The sequence below is a fragment of the Streptomyces sp. NPDC001750 genome (assembly GCF_042892615.1).
Lineage (GTDB): Bacteria > Actinomycetota > Actinomycetes > Streptomycetales > Streptomycetaceae > Streptomyces.
In genome coordinates this window covers 1-20,887 of the sequence record NZ_JBIAUE010000045.1, presented here as the reverse complement: position 1 = coordinate 20,887, position 20,887 = coordinate 1, and the positions used below count along the sequence as shown (strand labels likewise).

At 74.8% G+C, this 20,887-nt stretch carries 6 protein-coding genes; 2 read left to right on the top strand and 4 right to left on the bottom strand.

Annotated features, from left to right (window positions below):
* Positions 1-112: 112 nt before the first annotated feature.
* A complete protein-coding gene (locus ACFYY6_RS35875; RefSeq protein WP_389197403.1) occupies positions 113-4,960 on the bottom strand; it encodes a type I polyketide synthase in 4,848 nt (1,615 codons plus the stop codon).
* Complete coding sequence (locus tag ACFYY6_RS35870; RefSeq protein ID WP_389197401.1) at positions 4,960-10,800, bottom strand: SDR family NAD(P)-dependent oxidoreductase; 5,841 nt, start codon at positions 10,798-10,800, stop codon at positions 4,960-4,962. Before ACFYY6_RS35870 ends, ACFYY6_RS35875 begins: the two co-directional genes overlap by 1 nt.
* Before the next feature lie 776 nt (positions 10,801-11,576).
* On the opposite strand from ACFYY6_RS35870, the gene ACFYY6_RS35865 reads away from it, so the two are divergent.
* A complete protein-coding gene (locus ACFYY6_RS35865) occupies positions 11,577-14,447 on the top strand; it encodes an AAA family ATPase (RefSeq protein WP_389197399.1) in 2,871 nt (956 codons plus the stop codon).
* A gap of 150 nt (positions 14,448-14,597) precedes the next feature.
* Positions 14,598-14,924 (top strand): divalent-cation tolerance protein CutA, encoded by a 327-nt coding sequence (gene cutA / locus ACFYY6_RS35860; protein ID WP_389197397.1) that lies wholly within the window; start codon positions 14,598-14,600, stop codon positions 14,922-14,924.
* A 150-nt stretch (positions 14,925-15,074) separates the two neighbouring features.
* Here cutA and ACFYY6_RS35855 read toward each other — a convergent pair whose 3' ends face one another.
* Entirely contained in the window at positions 15,075-15,869 is a 795-nt protein-coding gene (locus ACFYY6_RS35855; RefSeq protein ID WP_351522051.1) for an SDR family oxidoreductase, read from the bottom strand.
* 656 nt (positions 15,870-16,525) lie between these two features.
* Positions 16,526-20,887, bottom strand: a 4,362-nt coding sequence (locus tag ACFYY6_RS35850; protein WP_389197395.1) for an SDR family NAD(P)-dependent oxidoreductase, incomplete at its 5' end; no start/stop codon positions are given.

The window sequence follows — 20,887 nt, the reverse complement described above, 5'->3', positions numbered from 1 at the left end:
GTGTCGCCACTCCTGTGCAAAGAGGTGTGCGAAGAGGTGTGCGGAGAACCGTGCGGGGAGGTGCGTGGGGAGGCGGGCCTCGGGTGGGCCGGGGTGTCGTGGGGCCGCCGGGTCATGCCGGACCGAGTTCGTTGTCGATGAAGGCGAAGACGTCGTCGGCGGAGGCCTCTTCGAGCCGGCCGGTGACGGCGGCCGCGTCGTCCCGGCCGAGGGTCTTGTTCAGGTCGTTGAGCAGGGCCTGGAGGCGCACGGTGACCCGGCTCCGTTCGACGTCCTCGGCGGTGAGGCCGCCGAGCCGGGCGGCGACCCGTTCGAACTCGTCGACCACGGTGTCCACGGAGGTGTCCGCCCCGGCCAGTTCGGTGCCCAGGTGTTTCACGAGGGCGGCGGGGGTGGCGTAGTCGAAGACGAGGGTGGCGGGCAGCGGCACCCCGGCGGCGGCGCTGATCCGGTTGCGCAGGTCGACGGAGGTGAGCGAGTCGAAGCCGAGGTCGCGGAAAGCGGTGGCCGGTTCGACGGCGGCGGCGTCGGCGTAGCCGAGTACGGCGGCGGCCTGGCCGCACACCAGGTCCTGGAGGGCGCGTTCGCGTTCCCCACCGGTGAGTCCGGCGAGTTTCGCCGCGAGACCGTCGGCCTGGTTCGCGCCGTCCGGGCCGCCGGTGGCGCGCCGCGCCCCGGGCAGCGCGTCCAGCAGCGGGGCGGGGCGGCTCGCGGTGAACGCGGGGGCGAACACCGACCAGTCGACGTCCGCGACGGTGACGGTGGTGTCGCCGCCGTCCAGGGCCCGTCGCAGCGCGGTGAGGGCGACGTCCGGGGCGAGCGGGGAGATGCCCATGGCCCGGGTGGCGGAGCGGACCGCGCCGTGCGCCGCCATGCCGTCGCCGCCCCACGGCCCCCAGGCCACGGACGTGGCGGGCAGCCCGAGCGCGTGCCGGTGTTCGGCCAGGGCGTCCAGGAAGGCATTGGCGGCGGCGTAGTTGGCCTGGCCCGCGCCGCCGACGGTGGCGGTGAGGGAGGAGAAGAGCACGAACGCCGACAGGTCCCGGTCCGCGGTCAGTTCGTGCAGGTGGCGGGCGGCGTCCGTCTTCGGGGCGAGGACCCGGGCGAACCGGTCGGGGGTCAGCCCGTCCAGTACGCCGTCGTCGAGAACCCCGGCCAGGTGCACGACGGCCGTGAGGGGGTGCTCCCGCGGTACGGAGTCGAGGAGTTCGGCCAGCGCGGAGCGGTCGGCGATGTCCAGGGCGGCCAGGGTGACCGCCGTTCCGGCGGCCATGAGTTCCCGGGCCAGTTCGGCTGCGCCGGGGGCGTCGGGGCCCCGGCGGGAGACGAGGAGCAGGTGGTCGGCGCCCTCGGAGGCGAGCAGGCGGGCGACGGCGGTGCCGAGCGCCCCGGTGGCTCCGGTGACCAGCACGGTGCCGGACGGCCGCCAGGGGGCACCGGCGCGAGCCGGGGCGGGCTCCAGCCGCCGCCCGTGGGCGCCGGTCTCGCGGATCACGATCTGGTCCTCGTCACCGCAGTCGCCGAGCAGCGCGGCCAGCCGGGCGGCGGTGCGCGGGCCGATCTCGGCGGGCAGGTCGATCAGTCCGCCCCACCGGTCGGGGTGTTCGAGGGCGGCGACCCGGCCCAGGCCCCACAGCCCGGCCTGGGCGAAGCCGGTGACGGCGTCGCCCGGCCCGTGGCCGACGGCGTCCCGGGTGATGCACCACAACGGCGCGTCGGCACCGGCGTCCCCGAGGGCCTGGAGAAGGGCGGCGGCGGTGGCCGTCGGCGTCGCCGGGCCCGGCAGGAACAGCACGCCGTCGACGGCGGTCCGGTCGGCGAGTACGGCCGTCAGCGCGGCGCGGTCGGCGTCGTCCGGCACGGCGAGGGTGTCGACGTCCCGGCCCCGGCCGCCCGGTCCCCGGCCGGTGTGCGCGTCGGCGCTGGCCAGTGCGTCGAGGACGGTACGGGTCCAGGGGACGTCGGCGGCGGATTCGGGGACGACGGCCAGCCAGGTTCCGCCGCGCGCCGGGGTGGCGGCGGGGGCGAGCGGTTCCCAGGTGACGCGGTGGCGCAGCGCGTCGGCGGCGGCGTGGGCCCGTCGTCGGCCGTGCCAGGCGGCGAGGGCGGGCACGACGGAGGCGACCGCCGTCTCGTCGTCGAGGCCGAGGGTGGCGGAGACGGCGGGCACGTCCTGGTCGCGCACCAGCTCCCAGAACGGGTCGTCTCCGTCGCCGTCCGAGCGGGCGGCGGCGGAGCGCTCGGCCTGGAGGATGGGGGCGTCCTCCCAGTGCCGGTCCCGGCGGAACGGATAGGTGGGCAGGTCGACGGTGCGTCCGCCGCTGAACACGGCCCGCCAGTCCGGGCCGGTGCCGGTCAGGTGGAGTCGGCACAGGGCGTCGGTGAGGGCGGTGTCCTCGGGCCGGTCGCGCCGCTGGGTGCCGATGGCCTCGGGGACCACGTCCCGCGCCATGGTGCTGAGGACCGTGTCCGGGCCGATCTCCAGGAAGCGGGTGGCGCCCTCGGCGACGAGGGTGGTGATCCCGTCGTGGAAGCGGACCGCCTCGCGCACATGCCGCACCCAGTAGTCGGCGGAGGTCAGGTCGTCGGCGACGCGGCCGGTGACGTTGGAGACGACGGGCAGCGCGGGTTCGTGGAAGGTGAGCCCGGCCAGCACCTCGCGGAAGGGTTCGAGCATCGGCTCCATGCGGTGCGAGTGGAAGGCGTGCGACACCTTCAGCCGGGTGCTCTTCCCGGCCTTCGCGGCGACGGCGAGGACGGCCTCCTCGTCGCCGGAGACGACCACCGAGCGGGCGCCGTTGACGGCGGCGATGTCGACGCCGTCGGTGAGGAGCGCGGTGACCTCGTCCTCGGCGGCCGGCAGGGACACCATGGCGCCGCCGGCCGGCAGGTCCTGCATGAGCCGGCCCCGGGCGGCGACCAGCCGGGCCGCGTCCGCCAGGTCCAGCACCCCGGCGACATGGGCGGCGACGACCTCTCCGATGGAGTGCCCGGCGACCAGATCGGGGCGGATGCCCCAGTGCTCCAGCAGCCGGTACAGGGCGGTCTCGAAGGCGAACAGCGCCGCCTGGGCATGGACGGTACGGTGCAGCGGCGCCTCGGCGCCGTCGGCGTTCTCGCGGTCGGTGTCCGCTCGGGCGGTGTCGACGTCGGCGCCGTCCTCGCCCGGGACGTCGAACATGACGTCGCGCAGTGGCCGTTCCAGGTGCGCGTCGAAGGCGGCGCAGATCTCGTCGAGAGCGGCGGCGAACACCGGGAACGCGGCGTACAGGGTGCGGCCCATGCCGGGGCGCTGCGAGCCCTGCCCGGTGAACAGCACGGCCAGGCGCCCGGGTTCGGGGGCGACGACGGGCGCCTGGGTGCCGTCGACGATCCCGCGCAGGGCGTCCAGCAGTTCGTCCCAGTTCCGTCCGGTGACGGCGGCGCGGTGACCGAAGGTGCTGCGGGCGGTGGCGAGGGTGTACCCGACGTCGTACGGGTCGAGACCGTCGGCGGCGGCCAGCAGCCGCTCCGCCTGGCGCCGCACGGCGTCGGCGCCCTTGCCGGAGAGCAGCCACGGCACGACGGGCAGCGCGGCACGGGCCGGGGCGGCGTCGACGGGGCCGGTGGGCGGGGCCTCCTCCAGGATGGTGTGCGCGTTGGTGCCGGAGATGCCGAACGAGGAGATCCCGGCGCGGCGCGGCCTGCCGTCGCCGTCCCAGGGGCGGGGCTCGGTGAGGAGTTCGACATCGCCCGCGGTCCAGTCGACGGCGGTGGTGGGGGTGGTGACGTGCAGGGTGCGGGGCAGGGTGCCGTGGCGCATCGCCATGACCATCTTGATGACGGCGCCGACCCCGGCGGCGGCCTGGGCGTGGCCCATGTTGGACTTGATGGAGCCCAGCCACAGCGGTCGGCCCTCGGGCCGGTCCTGCCCGTACGCGGCGATGACGGCCTGGGCCTCGATGGGGTCGCCGAGGGTGGTGCCGGTGCCGTGCGCCTCGACCGCGTCGACGTGATGCGGGGCCAGTTGGGCGTCGGCGAGCGCCTGCCGGATGACGCGGATCTGGGCCGGTCCGCTGGGCGCGGTCAGGCCGTTGGACGCGCCGTCCTGGTTGACGGCGGAGCCGCGGACGACGGCGAGCACCTGGTGGCCGTTGCGGCGGGCGTCGGACAGGCGCTCGACCAGCAGCATGCCCGCGCCCTCGGCCCAGGCGGCACCGGCCGCGTCGTCGGAGAAGGAACGGCAGCGGCCGTCGGGGGACAGCGCCCGGCGCTCGCTGAACTCGACGAACATCTCGGGGCTGGCCATGACGGCGGCGCCGCCCGCGAGCGCGAGGGAGCACTCCCCCTTGCGCAGCGACTGGATCGCGGAGTGCAGCGCGACCAGGGAGGAGGAGCAGGCGGTGTCCATGGTGATCGCCGGGCCCTCCAGTCCGAGGGTGTAGGCGATGCGCCCGGAGACGATGCTGCCGGAGATGGTGCCGCCGAGGTAGTCGTGGTGCATCAGGCCGACGAAGACACCGGTCGGGGTGCCCTTCATGGCCGTGGGGTCGATGCCGGCCCGTTCGAATGCCTCCCAGCTGACCTCCAGCAGCAGCCGTTGCTGCGGGTCGGTGCCGGGCGCGTCCTTGGGGCTGATGCCGAAGAAGGCGGGGTCGCACTCGGCCGCGTCGTACAGGAAGCCGCCGTGGCGTACGTAGGTCCGGCCCGGGGAGCCGGGTTCGGGGTCGTAGATCGCGTCGACGTCCCAGCCCCGGTCGGTGGGGAAGTCGGAGACGACGTCGCGGCCCTCGTCGACGACCCGCCACAGGTCCTCGGGGGTGCGGATCCCGCCGGGGTAGCGGCAGCCCATGCCGATGACGGCGACGGGTTCGTGGTCCTGTTCCTCCAGCTCCCGTACGCGGCGGCGGCTGCGCTCCAGCTCCGTCGTGGCCCGCTTCAGGTAGTCGCGGAGCTTGTCGGCCGTGGCCGGGGCTTCCATCACAGGGCTCCCAGTTCGTTGTCGATCCTGGCGAAGAGTTCTTCGTCGCTGGCTTCGCCGAGGTCCCCCGGCGGTACGGGCGCGGCGTCGCGGCCGTGGGCGTCACGGGCGTCGTACCAGCCGCGCAGCAGCGCTTCGAGGCGCGCGGTGACACGGGTGTGGCTGCCGTCGCGGTCGGGCAGGGCGAGCAGCGCCGCCTCCAGCCGGTCCAGGTCGGCCAGGGCGGACCGGGCGAGGTCGGCCGGTCCGGGGACGAGTTCGGTCTTGAGGTGGGTGGCGAGCGTGCGCGGCGAGGGCTGGTCGAAGACCAGCGTCGCCGGGAGGGTGAGGCCGGTGGCGCGCGAGAGAAGATTGCGCAGTTCGACGGCGGCCAGCGAGTCGAAGCCCATCTCCTGGAAGGCGCGCCCGGGGTCGACGGCCGCCGGGGAGGGGTGGCCGAGTACCGCGGCGACATGGGTGCGGACCAGCTCGACCAGGGCACGGTCGCGTTCGGAATCGGGCAGTCCCGCGAGCCGTTCGCGCCAGTCGGTCTTCGCGGCGGCCGGGGCGGCCTCGTCGGTGGCGGGGGCGGCACGCCGGCCGGGCGCGGGACGGACGAGTCCGCGCAGCAGGGTGGGCACCCCGTCCGGGCGGGTTCGTACGGCGGCGGCGTCCAGGCGGACGGGGACCACGACGGCGTCCTCACCGCCGGGTCCGGCGTCGAACGCGCGCAGCCCCTGGGCGGTCGTCAACGGCGGCAGACCGAGGCGGCGCAGGCGTTCCAGGTCGGCCGCGTCGATTCCGGCACTCATGCCTCTGCCCGTGCCGCCACCCGGGCCATCGCTCGTACCGTCGCCCGGGGCCCACAGCCCGTAGGCCAGGGAGACGGCGGGCAGGCCGAGGGCGCGGCGGTGGGCGGCGAGACCGTCGAGGAAGGTGTTGGCGGCGGCGTAGTTGGCCTGGCCGCCGCCGACGAGCAGACCGGCGGTGGAGGACAGCAGTACGAACGCCGACAGGTCGAGGTCCGCGGTCAGTTCATGCAGATGCCAGGCGGCGTCCACCTTGGGGCGCAGCACCCGCTCCACCCGGCCCGTGTCGAGGCTGGTCAGAACGCCGTTGTCGACGACTCCCGCGGCGTGCACCACGGCCCGCACCGGGTGCCGGCCGAGCAGCGCGGCGAGGGCATCGCGATCGGCGACGTCGCAGCGGGCGAGGACGGCCTCGGCCCCGAGCGCGGCGAGTTCGTCGCGCAGGGCGGTGGCGCCGGGCGCGTCCGCGCCGCGTCGTCCGGCCAGCAGCAGACGGCGCACGCCGTGCTCGGTGACCAGGTGACGGGCGATCAGGGCACCCAGGCCGCCGGTGCCGCCGGTGACGAGGACGGTGCCGTCCGGGTCCCAGGCGGGCGGCACGCCGGGTTTGGCGCGGGCCAGGCGCGGCACTCGCACCTCGCCGTCGTGCAAGGCGATCTCCGGCTCGTCCGAGGCGAGGGCGGTGGCGAGGGCGGTGGCGAGCGCGGTGGTGAGCACGACGCCGGACGCGGCGCCCTCGGTGCCGTGGATGTCATCGGTGCCGTGAATGTCGTCGCCGCCATGGGCGTCGCCGCCGTGGATGCCGACCAGCAGGAAGCGGCCGGGGTTCTCGGCGGCGGCGGCGCGTACCAGGCCGAACAGCGGGGCGTGCGCGAGGTGGTCGCCGCGCAGCAGCACGGCGAGCCTGCGACCGGTGAAACGCTCGTCGGCGAGCCAGTCGCGCAGGGTGTCCAGGGTGGTGCCGACCAGATCCCGTACCCGCGAGGGCAGATCGCGGCCGGTGCCGGGGTCGGGGGCGGGCGGTACGGCGAGCACGACGGTGCCGGGCATCGTGTCCCCGTCGTCGCACGCGTACGCGTCCGCGAGTGCGGCCAGGTCGGGGTGGCGTGGGGCGTCGAGCCCGAGGTCGACGCCGCACACGGCGAGGTCCGGCCGGGGCGGGTTCGCCGTGGACCAGGCCCCGGGCACGGGGACGAACTCGACCCGGTACAGCGGGTCGTCGGCGTCCTCGGCGAGCTGGTCGGCGGTGACGGGCCGGGCCACCAGACCGCGAACGGTGGCGACGGGCGCGCCGTGGCCGTCGGTGAGGTCGAGACGTACGGAGTCGGCACCGGCCGGGGACAGGCGCAGGCGCAGGCGGTCGGCGCCCGCTCCGTGCAGGGTGATGCCGCTCCAGGCGAACGGCAGCACGGCCTGTCCGCCGGGCAGGTCCAGCAGGTTGACGTGCAGGGCCGCGTCCAGGAGTGCCGGGTGGACGCCGAAGGCGCCCGCCGTGGTACGCGCCCCCTCGGGCAGGGCGGCCTCGGCGTACAGTTCGTCACCCCTGCGCCACATGGCGCGCAGCCCCTGGAAGACCTCGCCGTACCGGTAGCCGGTGCGGGCCAGTTCGGGGTAGAGCCCGTCCAGGTCGACGGGTTCGGCGTCGGCGGGCGGCCAGACGGCGGGGGCGGACGACGAGGGGGACGAGGCGGCCGGCGCGGACGAGGCGGCCGGTGGCGCCTCGTCGGTCGCCGCGATGGCCAGGACACCGCCCGCGTTGCGCGTCCACGGGGCGCCGGGGGTGTCGGTGCGACGGGACCAGACGGTCAGTTCCCGGCGTCCGTCGCGCTCGCCGTCGACGACGACCTGTACGGCCACGGCCCCCTGCTCGGGCAGGGTCAGCGGGGCGTGGAGGGTGAGCTCCGCCACCGTGCCGCAGCCGGTGAACTCCGCGGCCCGCAGGGCCATGTCGACGAAGGCGGTACCGGGCAGCAGGACGGTGCCGTGGACGGCGTGGTCGCCGAGCCAGGGGTGCGAGGACAGGGACAGCCGTCCGGTGAGGAGCGCCCCTTGTGTGTCGGGCAGTTCGGTGGCGGCGGTCAGCAGCGGGTGGCCGGTGGCGCTCTGTCCGAGGCCGTCGGCGTCACCGCCGCCGTCGGCCGCGGCCTCCAGCCACAGGCGGGTCCGCTGGAAGGCGTAGGTGGGCAGATCGATGTGCCGGGCCCGGTGAGGGGCGTAGAACGCCTGCCAGTCGACGAGGGAGCCGAGGGAGATGCGAGCGCCGGACGAGCCGGAGGACCCGGACGAACGGGAAGTCCTGGAGGCCCCGGGGGACTTGGCGGTCCCGGAGGAACCCGTGGCGCCGAGGGCGCTCAGCCGGGCCACGCCGGTGACGAGGTCGTACGGCTCGTCGCCGTCGCGGCGCAGGGTGGGCACGCACACGCTGTCCTCGGGAAGGCATTCCCCGGCCAGGGCGGTGAGCGCCGCGTCCGGACCGACTTCGAGGAAGGCCCGTACACCGAGGTCGCGCAGGGCGGCGAGGGCGGCGGCGAACCGGACCGGGCGGCGGACGTGCTCCACCCAGTAGTCGGGCGTGGCCAGATGGCCGGGATCGGCGAGGACGCCGGTGAGGGCGGAGACGATGGGAATGCGCGGCGTGCGGTACGCGCACCGGGCCGCGGCCTCGGCGAAGCCGGCCAGCATCGGCTCCATCAGCGGCGAGTGGAAGGCGTGGGACACCTTCAGCCGCCTGCCGTGCGCGAAACGGGCGGCGAGGGCGTCGACGGCTTCCTCCTCCCCCGAGATCACCACCGACCGGGGACCGTTGACGGCGGCGAGGCCGACCCGCCCGTCCAGGTGGGGAGCGACCTCGTCCTCGGTCGCCCGCAGCGCGGCCATGGCACCGCCCGGGGGCAGTGCCGCCATCAGGCGGCCACGGGCGAGGACGAGGTCCACGGCGTCCGGCAGGGACAGCACGTCGGCGACATGGGCGGCGGCGAGCTCACCGACGGAGTGACCGGCCAGGTGACCCGGGGTCAGCCCCCAGGACTCCAGCAGGCGGTAGAGGGCCACCTCGGTGGCGAAGATGGCGATCTGCGCGTGGTCGGTACGGGTCAGCAGCTCGGCGTCGCCGTCGATCAGCTCGCCGAGCGGACGTTCCAGGTGGGGGTCGGCGAGCGCGCACACCGCGTCGAACGCCTCGGCGTAGACCGGGTGGGCGCGATACAGGGCGCGGCCCATGCCGACGCGCTGGGAGCCCTGGCCGGTGAACAGGAACGCCGTTCCGCCACCGACCGGGGTGAGGGGGGTCGCGGCGGCCAGCGCGGCCAGCAGTTCGCCGGTGTCGCGACCGACCGCGACGGCGCGGTACCGGAATCGGGTGCGGGTGGTGGCCAGGGACAGCCCGATGTCCGCCGGGGTGGCGTCGCCGCGCCGGGCGAGGTGGTCGCGCAGCCGGTCGATCTGGGCGGCCAGGGCCTCGGGGCTGCGCCCCGTGACGACCCAGGGCACGGGGCCGGGCGCGGGCGCGGGACCGGTCGCGGGCACAGCCGCGGAGACGGGCACGGGGGCGCCCTGCGCCGGGGCCGGATCCGCACCGTCGACGGACACCGATTCCGTATCGGCGGACACCGATTCCGTATCGACGGGGACCGGTTCGGCAGGGACCGGTTCGGCAGGGACGGATTCGTCGGGGGCCTGTTCCAGCACGACGTGCGCGTTGGTGCCGCTGATACCGAAGGAGGAGACGGCGGCGCGGCGCGGACGGCCGGTGTCGGGCCAGGGGCCGCGTCCGCGGGCCAGTTCGACGGCTCCCGCGTCCCAGTCGACCCGGTCCGTGGGGGCGTCGGCGTGGAGGGTGGGCGGCACCTCGCCGTGGCGCATCGCCATCACCATCTTGATGACGCCCGCCGCGCCCGCGGCGGCCTGGGTGTGCCCGAGGTTGGACTTCACGGAACCGAGCAACAGCGGGCGGTCCGCGGGGTGTTCGCGTCCGTAGGTGGCCAGCAGTGCCTGCGCCTCGATCGGGTCGCCGAGGGAGGTTCCGGTGCCGTGCGCCTCGACCACGTCCACGCCGTCGGCGGTGATCCCGGCGGCGGCCAGCGCCTGCCGGATGACCCGTTGCTGGGAAGGGCCGTTGGGCGCGGTCAGCCGACTGCTGGCGCCGTCGGAGTTGACGGCGCTGCCCCGCACGACGGCGAGCACCGGGTGGCCGTTGCGCCGGGCGTCGGCCAGGCGTTCCACGACCAGCATGCCGACGCCCTCCCCCCAGCCGGTACCGTCGGCGGAGGCGGAGAACGCCTTGCAGCGGCCGTCGGGAGCGAGGCCGCGCTGACGGCTGAAGTCGACGAACGTCTCCGGTGTGGACATCACGGTGACCCCGCCGGCCAGAGCGAGCGAGCATTCGCCCGACTGGAGCGCGCGCACCGCCCAGTGCAGGGCGACCAGGGAGGAGGAGCAGGCGGTGTCGACGGTGACGGCCGGGCCTTCCAGACCGAAGGCGTAGGCCACGCGCCCGGAGGCGATGCTCGCCGCGCTGCCGTTGGCGAGGTAGCCGTCGAGGTCCTCGGGGACGGTGGTGAGGCGGGTGGCGTAGTCGTTGTACATCACGCCGACGAACACGCCGGTACGGCTGCCGCGCAGCGAGGCCGGGACGATGCCCGCCCGTTCGAACGCCTCCCAGGAGGTCTCCAGCAGCAGCCGCTGCTGCGGGTCCATGGCGAGGGCCTCGCGGGGGCCGATGCCGAAGAAGTCGTAGTCGAAGTCGGCGGCGTCGTGCAGGAATCCGCCGGTACGGGCGTAGGTCCTGCCGGGCCGGCCCGGCTCGGGGTCGTACAGGGCGTCCATGTCCCAGCCCCGGTCGACGGGGAAGTCCGACACGGCGTCGGTGCCCGTCGCCACCAGGTCCCACAGGTCCTCGGGCGAGGCGACACCGCCCGGGTAGCGGCAGCCGATGCCGACGACGGCGACGGGACCGTGGGCGCGTTGCTCGTTCTCGCGCAGCCGGCGCCGCGCCTCCCGCAGGTCCGCGGTCGTCCGCCTGAGATAGTCGAGCAGTTGCTCTTCGTTGTTCACCAGCGCGCCGTCCGATCGAGATCGAAAGTGGGCCTCGGTCCTGCGGACTGTCCCGGGGCGGGCTCCCGGTCCGCTTCTCTCTCCGTTGTCGGAGGCTAGGCAGGGCGCGATGGCGCCTGATACCCCTACGGCCCCCAGGGACCCCGGGGCCGGTACGGGGCGGGGCGGAGGCGGGACCGTCCGGAGCCGGTACGCGGAGCGGGACGGAGGCGGGGCCGGAACGGTACGGGCCGAGAGGTGTACGGAGCCGGACGGTAGGGGTTCGAGAGGCGTACGGGGCCGGGACGGAACGGCGCGGGCGGCGGCACGGGGCCGGGCGGTCGGGCGTACCGGAACCGGGACGGAGGCCCCCGGGCGTGACCTGGTTCACGCGCGTCGCGCCCCGTTTCCATTCTTCACCTCCCCGTAAATTCATCGACCGAGCAAAACTTGCTTCGAGCAGGCACTATGAGAGAAATGGAGCCGGAAGAGGCGTGGTTGACAACGTTGACACCGATCTATAGCGTCTCTGCATTCCATGACCAGGAACCCTTTCCGATCCGGCTCGGAATGCCCTGTCGAGCCGGATCGATTCACGCCAAGAACGTCTTGAAACAGCCCCGACGGCCCCGAACCCGGAACCGTCGAACAGACCGGAGCACAAAGGGCTGCCACGGTGGCGGCAGCCTGGCACCACGGGACGAGCGAGTACGTGGAACCGGGCCCGGTTCCGGCGTACCGCCGCTGTCCCGGCACGAGCGACCCCGCAGGCGTAGTTGGACACAGGGGGGAATACCATGCGTCTTTTCGACCGCTCCAATGATTTGCACATACTTAACGAAGCGTTTACCGAGAGCGCAAGCGGAAACGGTCAGCTGGTGATCATCGTGGGCGGTCCGGGCGCTGGAAAGACTCAGCTCCTGCATGAATTCCTCGACACCCCGGACCGATTAGGGGCCCGCATACTCCAGGGCACGGCATGCCCGACCGAACAAAACCAGCCGATGAGCCTGTTGCGGAAATTACTGGGCAGCGACGGGGTGGAGACCGCGCCTTCGGTCACCGTACCGCCCACGGAGGCACGCCGGGGGGCGTTCACTCCGTCCGAGGAGCACCGGGCCCGAACGGCGCCTGAAGAACCGGAACCGGGAGCGGCCGAGACACTGCTGCGGCTCGCCGACGGCGAACGCCCCCTGGTGATCGCCGTGGACGACGCCCACCTCATGGACCGGGCCTCGCTGCGCGCCGTCGTCCATCTGCTGCACCGGAGCCGTTTCCGTCGGATCCTGGTGGTGTGCACCACGTCCGGCCAGCCCGACGCCGCGCGCTCGGCCGCGTACACCGAACTGATCCGCCAGCCGCACCGACGGGCCCGCCTCGGTCCCCTGTCGGAGCGGGCCGTCGGCGAACTGATCGCCGCTCAGACCGGTTCACCCCGGCCGGCCGGGGTGGTCCGGGCCTTTCACCGCGCGACCGCCGGAAACCCCCTGCTGGTGCACGCCCTGCTGGACGACAGCGCCCGCTTCGGCCGCGAGATGGACCGACCGGTCGCCGGCACCTCCTACCGCCAGGCGGTGCTGTCCCTGGTGCACCGCGGCGAGCCACGCCACGTACGGGTGATCCGGACGCTCGCCGCGCTGTCCGCCCCGCTCTCCGTCACCGCACTGTCCGCTGCCGCCTCCGTCACCGCGCCGCCCGCACCGGCTTCCGGCACCGCGCCGTTCGCACCGGCCTCCCTCGCCGTCGTCGCCGAACTCGCCGACACCCCGCCGGCCGGTGCCGAGGAGGCCGTCGAGGCCCTCAACTCCGTGGGGCTGCTGGACGGTCATGTCCTGCGCCATCCGACCGCGGCCACCGCCGTGCTCGACGACATGGCCCCCGCCGATCGTGCCGAGCTGCACGGCCGGATCGCCGGACTGCTGTACCGCTGCGGCGCGCCCGCCCGGGAGGTGGCCCGTCATCTGCGCGCCGCCGACCGGGTCCCGAGCCCCTGGGGCGCGAGTGTCCTGCGCGCCGCCGCCGATCAGGCCCTGGCGGCGGACGACGTGGAGTCGTGCGGGGGATATCTGCGGCTGGTGCTGCGCGACTGCTCCGACGAGCGGGAGCGCAACGCCCTGTCGGCCGCCCTCGCGCGGGCGGAGTGGCGCACCAACCCCGCCGCGGCGGGCACCCATCTGGAACCGTTGCGCCGGGCCGCGCTGGAGGGCGCCCTCAGCACGCGCGACACCGCCGGAGTGCTGCGGCACATGCTGTGGCAGGGCGACACCGAACTGGCCGCCGAGGCCGTGGCCACGCTCGTGTCCGGGCACTCCCCGGAGGATGCCCAGATCCTGGCCGAGGTCGAGTTCGTACGGCAGTGGTTCTACGGGGTCGCGCTGCCCACCAGGGGCACCTGGGCGACCGGACTCGACCCGCGCAGGCACGTTCCCACCTGCCGGAACGGCGGACTGACCGCCCAGGTGGCCATGCTGGTCGGCGGGGTCGCCACGGACGATTGCGCCGCGGCGGTGGCCCAGGCCCTCCAGGGCCACCAACTCGACCATCTCAACCTGGAGTTGGTGGCGATGGCACTCCTGGCCATCGCCCATGCCGACCGGCCCGCGCTCGCCGCGGACGCGTGCGGCACGCTGCTGGAATGCGCCGCGGAGCGCCGGGCCACCACCTGGCAGGCGCTGCTGGGCAGCGTCCGGGCGGAGATCGCCCTGCTGCGCGGGGACATGACGACCGCGGCCCAGGGGGCGCGCCGGGCGCTGGACAGTCTGCACGAGCAGAGCTGGGGGGTGCTCGCCGGTCTTCCGCTGTCCACGGCGATCTTCGCGCACACCGCGATGGGCGCCTACGACGATGCCGAGGAACTGCTCGCGCGGGACGTTCCCGAACCGATGTTCCGCACCGTCTTCGGCATCCAGTACCTGCGGGCCCGGGGCCACCACTACCTCGCCACCGACCGGCCCTTCGCCGCCCTGAACGACTTCGAGACGTGCAGCCGACTGATGCGGCAGGGGAATTCGAGCCTGCAGAAGGGCATCCCGTGGCGGTCCGATCTGGCCCTGGTCAACCTGCGGATCGGCAGACCCGGGACGGCCCGGAAGTGGGCCGAGGAGCAATTGCGGCTGCCCGGCGGACACAGTTCCCGGGCGCGGGCGATGGGCCTGCGCATGCTGGCGGCCACCAGCAAGCCGCACCGCCGGGCCACGCTGCTGCGCGAGACGATCGACCTGCTGAAGACGTGCGGCGACCAGCACACGCTCGCCCAGGCGTACGCCGATCTGTCCGCGGCCCACTACGAGTTGGGCGAGTACGCGCGCGCCCGGCTGGTCGCCCGCCAGGCGGCCCGGGAGGCGAAGGCGTGCAGCGTGGAGTCCCCGGTCGACGCGCACCTGCTGGAGGACCCCGCCACGCAGTCCGAGGCGTCCGGGGCGAAGGGCGGCCCCGCCCTGCTCAGCGACGCGGAGTGCCGGGTCGCGGGGCTGGCCGCGCTCGGGTACACCAACCGTGAGATAAGCGGCCGCCTGCACGTCACGATCAGCACCGTGGAGCAGCACCTGACCCGTGTCTACCGCAAGCTCAACGTGGCCAGCCGGTCCGAACTGCCGTCGAAGATGCTGGAGCACCGCATCCCGAAACTCTCCGACCGCTGGGCCACCACCCACTCCCCCGCGGGCTGACCACCGTCCGGCCGGACGGTCCGGGGACGCCCCGGTCGCCTCACGGCGGAGGTGGGCATCGGCCCGCGCGGGCGTTCCCCGCGAGGCCCGGGACCGGCTGGAATAGGGTCGGAGCATCCCGACCGGAAGAGGCAGACGAGAGGCAGTCGCGTGGCGAACGAGATCGTGATCGCGCAGACGACCATCGACGACGAGGACCGGGCGAACGCGCTGGCGCGTGGGGCCGTGGAGAACCGGCTCGCGGCCTGCGCCCACGTCGACCCGCCGTTGACCGCGGTCTACTGGTGGAACGGGGCCGTCGAGTCCGCCCGGGAGTGGCGCATCTCGTACAGGACGACAACGGACCGGCTCCCGGAACTCGCCTCGTGGGTGGCCCGGGAGCACACCTACGACGTGCCGGAGTGGATCACGCTTCCGGTCGCCGGCGGCTCGGCGGCGTATCTGTCCTGGGTGGCGGAGGAGACCAACACCCCGTGACCCCGCGCGCCGAACGGGCGCGGGCACGGCGCGCACGTGCGGCGCCGCTCCGGTGGGTGAACCGGGGCGGCGCCGGAGCGTGTGTGCCGGACGCCGCACGGCGGGCGGCAGTTCGGAACACGCCCCGGTACGCGAGGAACGACGCCGGGCTCAGGGCAGGATGGAGTCGACGTAGCCGCCGTCGACGCGCAGGGCCCCGCCGGTGGTGGCGCAGGCCTGGGGCGAGGCGAGATAGACCACCATGTTCGCGATCTCCTCGGGCTCGATGAGACGCTGCAGCAGGGACTGGGGCCGGTACTCGGCCATGAACGCGCGCTGGGCCTCGTCCCAGGGCAGCTCGTTGCCGACGAGCTCGCGGACGAATGTTTCGACGCCGCCGGTGTGGGTCGGTCCGGCGATGACGGAGTTGACGGTGACGCCGGTACCGGCGGCATCCTTGGCGAACCCGCGGCCGACGGCGAGCAGCGCGGTCTTCGTCATCCCGTAGTGGATCATCTCGGCGGGGGTCGCCACGGCCGAGTCGCTGGCGAGGTTGAGGACGCGCCCCCAGCCCCGTTCCTTCATGCCGGGCAGGTAGGAACGGATGAGCCGGACGGCTGAGAGGACGTTGACCTCGAAGTAGCGGCGCCACTCGACGTCGTCGATCTCCAGCGGAGGGGCGGAGCCGAAGATGCCGAGGTTGTTGACGAGGATGTCGACCGTGGGCACGGCCTCCAGTACGGCGGCGGCGCCCTGCTCCGTCGCCAGGTCGCCCACGGCACCGGTGACGTCGTCGCCGCCGGATTCGTCGCGCACGGTGCGGACCGCCTCCGCGACGCGCTCCTCACCGCGGCCGTTGACGACGACACGGGCTCCCGCGCGGGCGAGGCCGACGGTGATGGCCTGGCCGATGCCCTGGGTGGAGCCGGTGACCAGAGCGGTGCGGCCGGAGAGATCGATCTGCATGGACGCTTTCCCCTCGTCGAGGCTGTGGAGCTGTTGCGGCGGTTCCGGTGTCCTGGAGCGCCCGTCCGGCGTGAACGGACGCTCCAGGACACTCGGGGTCGGTCAGTCGGACGGTGTCGGGGTCCGGGCCGGTGCGCAGACCCCGGTCGAGGCCCGCGAGGACTGCCATGTCGGCGCCGATGGGCTCGAAGCCGAAGATGTCGGGGTTCCGCCGGACACGGGCGGGGGAGGTGACGGGATTCGGGGGTCACGATGCTGCCGGTCCGTGGGTGTCGGCACAGCACGACCTGCGTGGGGTTACTCCATACGCCTCGGCGACTCCCACGATCGCGTCGCCCCCGGGACCGCGCCCCGGGCCAGGGGCTCCGCGCCCCCGGTGGCGATGCCGTGCCCGGCGTTGGACAGCGCGCGGCGCGGTCCGCCGGAGGCCGCGCGGCTCCAGCCGTGGTCCTGCCGGAGACGCCGCCCCCGGGGCCGAGGGCGGCGACGCGTTGTCCGTCGCGGTGGATCGGCACGCCGCCGGCGGCGACGGCAGGGGCTCGTCCAGCGCGGTGGGCAGTGACCGGAAGGGCCCGGTCGGCGCAGCACGGGCCGCTCTCGGGCTGCCCGTACCCCACCGACCGCCGAGGCGGTCGCACCTTCGTCACCTTCGACGGTCAGTCGAAGCTGCCGAGTTCTTCGTCGAGGATGCCGAAGAGTTCGTCGGCCGTGGCCGATTCCAGGCCCCTTTCGGCGTCCGTGCCGACGGTCGCGGGGGTGCGCCGCCACGGGTCGGGGTCGTTCCAGCGGGCGATGAGGGCTCGGAGACGGGTCGCCACGCGGGCACGCCGGTCGTCGTCGAGGGCGGCGGACTCCAGGGCGGTGCCCAGCAGGGTTTCCAGGCGCGCCACTTCGGCCTCGACGTCGACGGGCGCGTCGTCGGGACGCTCGATCCCCGGGGAGCCCAGCTCCTCGTACAGGTGCTGGGCGAGGGCCTCGGAGGTCGGGTGGTCGAAGGTGAGCGTGGTGGACAGGCGCAGTCCGGTCTCGGCACCGAGGCGGTTGCGCAGCTCCAGGGCGGCGAGGGAGTCCACGCCGAGGTCGCCGAGGGGGCGTTCGGGATCCACGGCGCTGCCGGAGCCGTGGCCGAGGACATCGGCTACGTGTGCGCTCACGGTGTCGACGAGCAGGCGCATCGCGGCGTCGGCGCCGAGGCCGGTGAGCCGTCGCGGCAGCGAATCCGCGGGCTGCGGTGCGGACGGGGCGGCGGCCGGTCGAACCGCGCGGCGGGGCGCGGCCGGGGTCGGGGCGAGGGCGCGGACCAGGGCGGGGGCGTCCTCGGTGATCCGGACGCGTACCGGCAGGACCAGCGGGGCATCGGTCGTGAGGGCCTGGTCGAAGAGGGTCAGCGCCCGGTCGGCGGGGAGTGGCAGGATGCCGTCACGGGCCAGTCGGCGCAGTTCGGTCTCGCCGAGTCCGGCCGCCATGCCCTCGCCGGTGTCCCACAGCCCCCAGCCCAGGGACAGGGCCGGGAGGCCCTGGGCGCGCCGGTGGGCGGCGAGGGCGTCCAGGAAGGCGTTGCCCGCCGCGTAGTTGGCCTGCCCGGCGGCTCCGAGGGTGCCCGCCGCGGAGGAGAAGAGGACGAAGGAGTCCAGGTCGAGGCCGCGGGTCAGCTCGTGGAGGTGCCAGGCGGCGTCGGTCTTGGGCCGCATCACCGCCTCCATACGCTCCGGGGTGAGGTCGGTGAGCAGGCCGTCGTCCAGGACCCCCGCGGCGTGCACCACGGCGGTCAGCGGGTGGGCGTCCGGCACGGAGGCCAGCAGTCCGGCCACGGCGGCGCGGTCGGTGACGTCGCAGGCGGCGATGGTCACCCGCACTCCGGGGGCGACGGGTTCCTCGCGCGTCTGCGGATCCGTGCCCGTGTCCCCGTCCGGTGTCCGGCCGCCGCGGCCGACGAGCAGCAGGTGGCGGGCGCCGTGGCGTTCGGCCAGGTGGCGGGCGAGCAGACGGCCGAGGCTGCCGGTGCCCCCGGTGATGAGGACGGTGCCTTCGGGGTTCAGCGGGATGGTGGGCGCGGGCCGGGGTGCCGTCCTCTCGGGCATTGTCCCCGGCGCGTCGGTCCGGGCCAGCTCCGGTACGTACACCGTGCCGCCGCGCAGGGCGAGTTCGGGCACGCCGGTGGCGACGGCGGCGGGCAGTGCGGCGGCCGAGGCGGGGTCGCCGTCGGTGTCGGCCAGCACGAATCGTCCGGGGTGTTCGACGGCGGCGGACCGCACCAGGCCCCAGATCACGGCCTGGGCCGGGTCCGGCGGCCCGTCGACGGCGACCGCGTACCGGGTGACGACGACCAGCGGCTCGTCCGCCGGACCGTCGGCGAGGTGGTTCCGGAGCGCGGTCAGGGTGCGTACGGCGGTCTCGCGGGCGAGGGCCGGCAGGTCATGGGCGACGCCCGCGGCGGTGTCCTGGGCGGGGTCCGCGGTCATGGTGAGGGTGCGGGGTCCGGGCGCCGTCGCGTCGGCGGGCGTCTCCAGCCGGGTCCAGCGCAGGGTGAGCAGCTCGCCGGGGGCGGGGGCCGCGGCGTTCAGCTGCTCGGCCGTCACCTGACGGATGCGCAGCGACGCCGCCTCGGCGACCGGTGCGCCCATGCCGTCGTACAGGCGCAGGGTCATGCGGTCGGTGCCGTGCGGGGTGAGCCGCAGGCGCAGGGTCCTGGCGCCGGTGGCGTACAGGGTGACGCCCTCCCAGGAGAAGGGCAGGGTCATGACGGTCGGGTCCTGGTCGTCGAGCAGGTCGATGGCGTGCAGCGCGGAGTCCAGCAGGGCGGGGTGCAGTCCGAATCCGTCGGCCGGGTCGGGACCGGGGAGGCCGCCGGAGCCGAGGTCACCGCCGGATCCGGGGTCGCCTCCGAAGTCGGCTTCGGGCAGGGCGAGTTCGGCGAATACGTCGTCGCCGAGCCGCCAGGCGGCGCGCAGGCAGCGGAACGTGGGTCCGTAGCCGTAGCCCTGTTCGGCGAGGTGGTCGTAGGTGCCGGTGACGTCGACGGGGACGGCGCCCGTCGGCGGCCAGGCCGTCAGGGGGTCCGGTTCGGGCGCGGGCCGGGGGGCGAGGACGCCGGTGGCGTGCCGGGTCCAGTGTGCGTCGGTCCCCTCCGGGCGGGCGTGCACCGTGAGCCGCCTGCGCCCGTCGGCGTCGGGGGCCTCGGCGGCCGTCTGGAGCTGGACGGATCCGTGACGGGGCAGGGCCAGGGGCCGTTCCAGGGTGAGTTCCTCCACCTGCGGGCAGCCGGTGCGGTCGCCCGCCTGGAGGGCGAATTCGACGAAGGCGCTGCCGGGGACGAGGACGACCCCCGCGACGGAGTGATCGGCCAGCCAGGGATGGGTGGCCGGGGAGAGTCGGCCGGTCAGCGCGACCGTGTCGGCGGCGGCCAGGGTGAGGGCGGTGCCGAGCATCGGGTGCCCGGTCGCCGTTCCGTCCGTTCCGTCGGTGCGGGCGGCGCCGGGCCCGTCGGTCAGCCACAGCCGCCGCCGCCGGAAGGCGTACGTCGGCAGCTCGACGCGGCGCGCCCCGGTGCCGGCGAAGGTCCGCGGCCAGTCGACGGCGAGGCCGCGGACGTGGGCGGTGCCGAGGAGCGCGGCGAACGTGGCCTCCTCGTCGCGGTCGCGGCGCAGGGCCGGGACGAAGGCCGACCGTTCCGGGGCGGTGGCGGCGTGGGCGCCCATGGCCGACAGGACGGCGTCGGGGCCGAGTTCGAGGAAGGTGCGTACGCCGTCGGCCTCCAGGGCGCGGACCGCGTCGCCGAACCGGACGGCCTCGCGGGCGTGGCGCACCCAGTACTCGGGCGTGCACAGCTCGTCCTCGGTGGCGTGCGTGCCGGTGACGTTCGAGACGAGCGGGATCGCGGGCGCCGCGTAGCGCAGTTCGCGGGCGGTCTTCTCGAACTCGGCGAGCATCGGGTCCATCAGCGGCGAGTGGAAGGCGTGGCTGACCCGCAGCCGCTTGACGCGGCGGCCGGGGAAGGCGGCGGCGACGGCGTCCACGGCCGCCCGGGTGCCGGAGACCACGACCGCCCGGGGGCCGTTGACGGCGGCCACGGACACCTCGGGGCCCAGGCGCGACAGCACCTCGTCCTCGGTCGCGTCCAGCGCGAGCATCGCGCCGCCGTCGGGCAGCGCCTGCATGAGCCGGCCGCGCGCGGTGACCAGCCGGGCGGCGTCCGCGAGGTCCCAGACGCCGGCGGCGTGCGCCGCGGCCAGTTCCCCGATGGAGTGGCCGGCCAGCCGGTCCGGCCGTATGCCGTACGCCTCCAGCAGCCGGTAGAGGGCGGTCTCCACGGCGAACAGGGCGCTCTGCGTGTAGAGGGTGTGGTCGAGCGACTCGGCCTCCTCGGTGCCGGGTCCGGCCCACATCACCTCGCACAGCGGGCGGTCCAGATGGGCGTCCAGGGCCTCGCACGCCTCGTCGAGGGCCCGCCGGAAGGCGGGGTGGGCGTCGTACAGGCCACGCCCCATGCCGGGACGCTGGGCACCCTGCCCGGTGAACAGGAACGCGGTCCGGCCCGCGACGGGACGGCCGCGTACGACGGTGTCGGAGGTGCCGAAGCTCGCGGCGGCGTCGGTGCGTACGGCTGTCTCGGGGGTACGTGCCCCGGCCAACGCGTCCAGCCCGGCGAGGAGTTCGCCCTTGTCGCGGGCGACGACGGCGGCACGGTGGGTGAGGGCGGCGCGTCCGGTGGCCAGGGTGTGGGCGAGGTCGGTGATCCGTTCGTCGGCGACGGTGCGCAGCCGGGCGGCCTGTGCGGCCAGGGCCTCGGGGGTGGCACCGGAGACGACCACGGGCAGCAGTGGGGCGTGGGGTTCGGTCCCGTCGTGCACGGGGGTGTCCTCGTCGGGGGCCTCCTCCAGGATCACATGCGCGTTGGTGCCACTGATCCCGAACGACGACACCCCCGCACGACGGGGACGATCCCCCCGCACCCACTCCCGCCCCTCCGTCAACAACCGCACCCGCCCCGAACCCCAGTCGACCTTCCGCGACGGCTC